General features: G+C 75.5%; 4 protein-coding genes. 2 read left to right on the top strand and 2 right to left on the bottom strand.

The genetic code is table 11. The annotated features are described in order from the left end of the window. Window positions 1–56: 56 nt before the first annotated feature. Entirely contained in the window at window positions 57–1934 is a 1878-nt protein-coding gene (locus ACFU0Y_RS16650) for a DEAD/DEAH box helicase (RefSeq protein ID WP_380215829.1), read from the bottom strand. Window positions 1935–2177: 243 nt separating this feature from the next. Next, window positions 2178–3665 (bottom strand): DUF2079 domain-containing protein, encoded by a 1488-nt coding sequence (locus ACFU0Y_RS16645; RefSeq protein WP_380215827.1) that lies wholly within the window; start codon window positions 3663–3665, stop codon window positions 2178–2180. A gap of 6 nt (window positions 3666–3671) precedes the next feature. Here ACFU0Y_RS16645 and ACFU0Y_RS16640 point away from each other — a divergent pair, with 6 nt between their 5' ends. Beyond that, a complete protein-coding gene (locus ACFU0Y_RS16640) occupies window positions 3672–4661 on the top strand; it encodes a DNA-3-methyladenine glycosylase family protein (protein ID WP_380215825.1) in 990 nt (329 codons plus the stop codon). Window positions 4662–4734: 73 nt separating this feature from the next. Then, window positions 4735–5454 carry a VIT family protein gene (locus tag ACFU0Y_RS16635; RefSeq protein ID WP_380215823.1) on the top strand — a complete coding sequence of 240 codons (720 nt, stop codon included), beginning with the start codon at window positions 4735–4737 and terminating at the stop codon, window positions 5452–5454. The last annotated feature ends 80 nt before the right edge of the window (window positions 5455–5534 follow it).

Genomic DNA, 5534 nt, shown 5'->3' with positions numbered 1-5534 from the left:
GGGGACGGGCCGTGCGGCCCGTCCCCTCCGTCAGCGCAGGGGTCCTGCCCCCGGGCTCAGTACTTCTTGTGGCGCGGCTTGCGGAACGGCTTGTCGCCGTCCCGGTCGCCGCCGGAGAACCCCGGGCGCTTGCCCTGGTAGCCGCCGCGGGAGTCGTCGCCCCGGGCACCGCCGCCGCGGCGGGGGCGGTCCTGGTAGGAGGAGGAGGTGCTGCGGGGACGGGCGCGGCCGCCGCCGCCCGGGCCGCGGTCGGCCTCGAGCTGGATGAGCTCCCCGTTGATGCGCGTGCGGGCGAGCCGGTCCAGGGTGGAGGCGGGCAGGTTCTCGGGCAGGCCCACGAGGGTGTGGGTCGAGCGGATGTCGATCGCGCCGATCTGCTCGCCGCTCAGTCCGCCCTCGTTGGTGAGCGCCCCCACCACGGAGCCCGGCGAGACGCGGTGCCGGTGGCCGACGGACATCCGGTAGGTGGCCATGCCCTTCTCGGTGCGCGGCTCGCGGCGCGGCCGGTCCTCGCCGTCCCGCCCCGGGCGGTCCCGGTCGCGGGTGCGCTGCACCGGCTCGGGCAGCTCCTCCACGAAGAAGGGACGGCCGTCCTGCGCCATCACGGCGATCGCGGCGGCGATCTCCACGGCGTCGACGTCGTGCTCCGCCTGGTACTGCTCCACGAGCTCGCGGAACTGGGCGAGGTCCTCGGACTCCATGGTGTCCGTGATCTGCTGGGCGAACTTGTCCTTGCGGGTCTGGTTCACGTCCTCCGTGGAGGGCATGCGCATGAGCTCCACCGGCTGGCGGGTGGCCTTCTCGATGGCCCGCAGCAGGTACTTCTCCCGCGGGGTCATGAACAGGATCGCCTCGCCGGAGCGCCCCGCGCGGCCGGTGCGGCCGATCCGGTGCACGTAGGACTCGGTGTCGTGCGGGATGTCGTAGTTGACCACGAGCGAGATCCGCTCGACGTCGAGCCCGCGGGCCGCGACGTCCGTGGCCACGAGGACGTCGATCTTGCCCTCGCGCAGGGCCTCGACCGTGCGCTCGCGCATGTTCTGCGGGATGTCGCCGTTGATGGCGGCGGCCGCGTAGCCGCGGGCCTTGAGCCGGTCGGCGACCTCCTCGGTGGCGGCCTTGGTGCGCACGAAGACGATGACGCCGTCGTAGTCCCCGACCTCGAGGATGCGGGTCATCGCCTCCATCTTGTGGGAGCCCATGACCTGCAGGTACCGCTGGCGGGTGTTGGTGCCCGTGGTGGTCTTGCCCTTGACGGCGATCTCCTGCGGGTCCCGGAGGTACTGCTTGGCGATCTTGCGGATCGCCGGGGGCATGGTCGCGGAGAACAGGGCGACCTGCTTCTCGACGGGCGTCTGCGAGAGGATCTGCTCGACGTCCTCCGCGAAGCCCATGCGCAGCATCTCGTCGGCCTCGTCGAGGACCACGTACTGCAGGTGGGACAGGTCCAGGGACCCCTTCTTGAGGTGGTCGATCACGCGGCCCGGCGTGCCGACGACCACCTGGGCGCCGCGGCGCAGCCCGGCCAGCTGCGGGCCGTAGGGGGAGCCGCCGTAGACCGGCAGGACGGTGAAGTCCTCGAGGTGCGTCGCGTAGGAGGAGAACGCCTCGCCGACCTGGAGGGCGAGCTCGCGGGTCGGGGCGAGGACCAGGACCTGGGTGTCGCGGGAGACGCCGTTGACGTCGGAGAGCTCGGCGAGCCGGGACAGCGCGGGCACGGCGAAGGCCGCGGTCTTGCCGGTGCCGGTCTGGGCCAGGCCCACCACGTCCTTGCCCTCCAGCAGCACCGGGATGGTGGCGGCCTGGATGGGCGTGGGGTACTCGTAGCCGACCTCGTCGAGGGTGGCGAGCACCCGGGAGTCGATGCCGAGCTCGGCGAAGGTGGTGGTGTGCTCCTCGGCGGTGCCGGGGGTGCTGGGGGTGTCGACGGTCATGGAGAGGTGCCTCGTCATCTGTGCGGGTGGCGGCCCGGGTGCATCCCCGGGGGCGTCGGCCACGGTGGTGGTGTCCGGACGTCCCTGCCAACCACTTGGAGCCCCGTTCGGGAACGGGAGCGTCGGACTCGGCGCGGCACGGGCCGCGGCCGGACACGATGCGCGTCAGGGCATCGCGGTGCACGAGAAAGTGAGGGAGTGACCGGATTCGGTCCGTCCAGTCTAGCGCACTCGGCGGCGCGGTCACCCCTGGCGGCGCACCACCACGAGGTGCTTCTCGTCACGGACCTCGGTGTAGCCGGTGCCGTAGCGCTGCCGGGCCCACTCCGCGACGTCGGCCGGCGGATTCCCGCCCCACGCGGCGCCGAGCCGGTCGACCACGACGTACTCGGGGGCGGGATCGCCCTCGGTCCCCAGCCAGTGCACCTGCGCGCGGGGCACCAGGTGGTGCAGGAGGGTCAGGTCCGTGGCCACGCTCGCCCCCTCGGGGACGGCGGCGACGACCTCGGCCTTGGTCTCCGCCCGGGGGTCCGGCCGGTACGCGGCGGGGTCCGCGAGATCGGCCAGCGGGCGCCCCGGGACCAGCAGGAGGGCGACGACGAGCGCCAGCGCCGGCGCGGCCCGGCCCAGCCGGTGGAGCCGCCCGCCGCGCAGCCGGAGCACGGCGTCGAGCAGCGCCACGAGGACGATGGGCATGAGCACCGCGCTGTAGTGCCAGCCCGTGCCCCAGTAGCCGTGGTTCGGCGAGAGCATCCGCCAGATCAGCGTGGGCAGCGCCACGAGCGCCAGCGGCGAGCGCACCACGACCACCGCGCCCACGGCCAGCACGGCGAGCCAGGTGAGCGCCTTCTGGCCCGGCACCACAAGGGAGACCAGCGCCCCGAGCGGATCGGCCGCCGCCGCGGCGAGGTCGAGCCGGTCCGCGTAGGCGAACCGGCCGTCCGGGCTGAGCGCGGGCAGCACCACCGCCACCGCGAGCGCCGACCAGGCCGCGCCCCACACGGCGAGGGCGAGCCCCAGCGCCACCGGGCGGTGGTCCCCGCCCGCCTCCTGGTGCGCCCGCCGGGCGAGCACCAGTCCGAGCACCGCGACCGTGACGCCCAGGTCCTCCTTGACGAAGGCGATGGGGGCGGCCCACAGCGCGGCCGCCGTCCAGCGCCGTTCCACCAGGCACCCGAGGGCGAGGACGAGCAGCGGCAGGGCGAAGGCCACCTCGTGGAACTGCACGGCGACCGCGGCCTGCAGCCCGAAGCTCAGCCCGTAGGCCAGGCCCAGGGCCGCCCCCGCGCCGGGGCCCAGCGCGCGGACCGCGAAGCCCGTGAGCGCCCCCGCGGAGACCGCCACGAGCAGGTCCTGCACCAGGAGCAGGGTCAGTGCGGAGGGGAACAGCGCGTAGACCGGCCCCAGCAGGACCAGGATCGGGTGGAAGTGGTCGCCCAGCAGGTTGGCGCCGTGGCCCTTGATGTGCACCACCGGGCCCTCGCCGGCGGCGTAGGACTTGGCGAGCTGGGTGAAGATCCCGAGGTCCCACGACGGGACCTCCCAGCGGTGCCACTGGAGCAGGGACCACCACGCATACAGCACGAGCACCAGCAGCCCCACGCCCAGCGGCACCAGCCGCGCACGCCCGGTGAGCGGCGCGGGGCGGGCCGGCGGTGCGGCGCGACGGAGCGCGGTGGCGGGCATGGCCTCCTCGGTGGCGGGGGCGCCGTCGGACAGGACTGCCATCATGGTCTCATGGCCGTCACCGCTCCCCCGCCCGCCCGCCGGCGACCGGCGGCCCCGGACGCCGAGCTCGTGTGGGACCCGGAGGGCGCGCTGCACCTGGGCCAGACGCTCGGCGTGCTGAGCCGCGGCAGCGCCGATCCCCAGGTCCGGGTCGCGGCCCCCGACGCCGTGTGGGTCACCGCCCGGACGGCGGCGGGCCCGGTCACGGCCCTGTTCTCCCGCACCGGCACCGGCCGCCCGCTGCAGCGGCCCGTCCGGGTGCGCGCCTGGGGCCCGGGCGCCGGGGCCTTCCTGCGGGAGGCCCCGCGCTGGGCGGGCGCCGAGGACGCGTGGGGGCCGTTCGAGGCCTCGGACGCCTTCCGCGCCCTGCCGCACCGGCTGCGCGCCGCCCGGCACCACCACCCGGGGCTGCGGCTGCCCGCGACCGGCCGGGTGCTGGACCGCGCCGTGCTCTCGGTGCTGGAGCAGCGCGTCACCGTGCGCGAGGCCGTGGCCGCCCACCGGCAGCTCGTGCGCCGCCACGGCGAGGCGGCCCCCGGCCCGGCCCCGGAGGGGATGCGGGTCCCCCCGACCGCCGAGGCGTGGCGCGCGGTGCCCGTGTGGGAGTGGCACCGGGCGGGGGTCGACGGCGCCCGCGCCGCCACGGTCCGGGGCGTGGCCGGACGGGCCGCCGCCCTGGAGCGCCTGGGGCGGGCACCGCTGGACGCCGCCCTGCACCGGGGGCTGCGCTCGATCCCCGGGCTCGGGCCCTGGACGGTCGCGGAGATCGTCCAGTGCACCCACGGGGACCCGGACTCGGTCAGCGTCTTCGACTTCCACCTCGCGGACACGGTGTGCTGGTTCTTCGACCGGCGTCCCGGTGACGACCGCCGGATGCTCGAGCTGCTGGAGCCGTGGCGCGGCGACCGGCAGCGGGTGGTGCGCCTGCTGCGCGCCTCCGGCTTCCGCAAGCCCTCGTTCGCGCCGCGGCTGCACCCGGAGGACCACCGGCGCCGGTGAGCGGCCCGCGCCGGCCGGTGAGGACATCCTGTCCTTGCTGGCACGCCCGCACCGGCGGGCGTTCAATGGAGCCATGACCACCGAACACGTGATCCAGGAGCCGCACGGCGTGGGCTACTCCGAGCGGATGAACAAGCTGCGGGCCGGGGTGCTCGGCGCCAACGACGGGATCGTCTCGGTCGCCGCGACGGTCGTCGGCGTGGCCGGCGCCACGGCCAGCTCGGGTGCGATCCTCACCGCGGGCGCCGCCGCGCTCGTCGGGGGCGCCCTGTCCATGGCCCTGGGCGAGTACGTCTCCGTGTCCAGCCAGTCGGACTCCCACCGGGCCCTGATCGAGAAGGAGAAGCGGGAGCTCGCCGAGATGCCCGCGGCGGAGCTGCAGGAGCTCGCGGAGATCTATCGGGGCAAGGGGCTCTCCGAGGACACCGCGCGGCGGGTGGCGGAGGAGCTGACCGAGCACGACGCCCTGGCCGCGCACCTCGACGCCGAGCTCAACATCGACGAGGAGGACATCGTCAGCCCCTGGAACGCGGCGGTCGCCTCCGCGCTGTCCTTCCTGCTGGGCGCCATGCTGCCGCTCCTGGCGATCCTGCTGCCGCCGGAGGGATGGCGGATCCCGGTGACGTTCGTCGCCGTGCTGGCCGCCCTCGCGCTGACCGGCTGGCTGGGCGCACGCCTCGGGGACACCCCGCAGACGGGTCGCGCGGCGCTGCGCGTCGTCGTCGGCGGCGCGCTGGCCCTCGTCGCGACCTTCGCCGTGGGCTCCCTGCTCGGCGTCACCGGCATCGTCTGAGCCGGTCCGGGCCGCCACGGTGCGGGCGGCCCGCGCACTCCCCGCCCCGGGCACGACGGCGCCGGGCCCCGCCTCGTGGG

It is taken from the genome of Kocuria sp. NPDC057446 (genome assembly GCF_042802875.1).
Taxonomy (GTDB): Bacteria; Actinomycetota; Actinomycetes; order Actinomycetales; family Micrococcaceae; genus Kocuria.
Note: the sequence above shows the minus strand (reverse complement) of the source record. Positions and strands in the feature narration are given on the sequence as shown.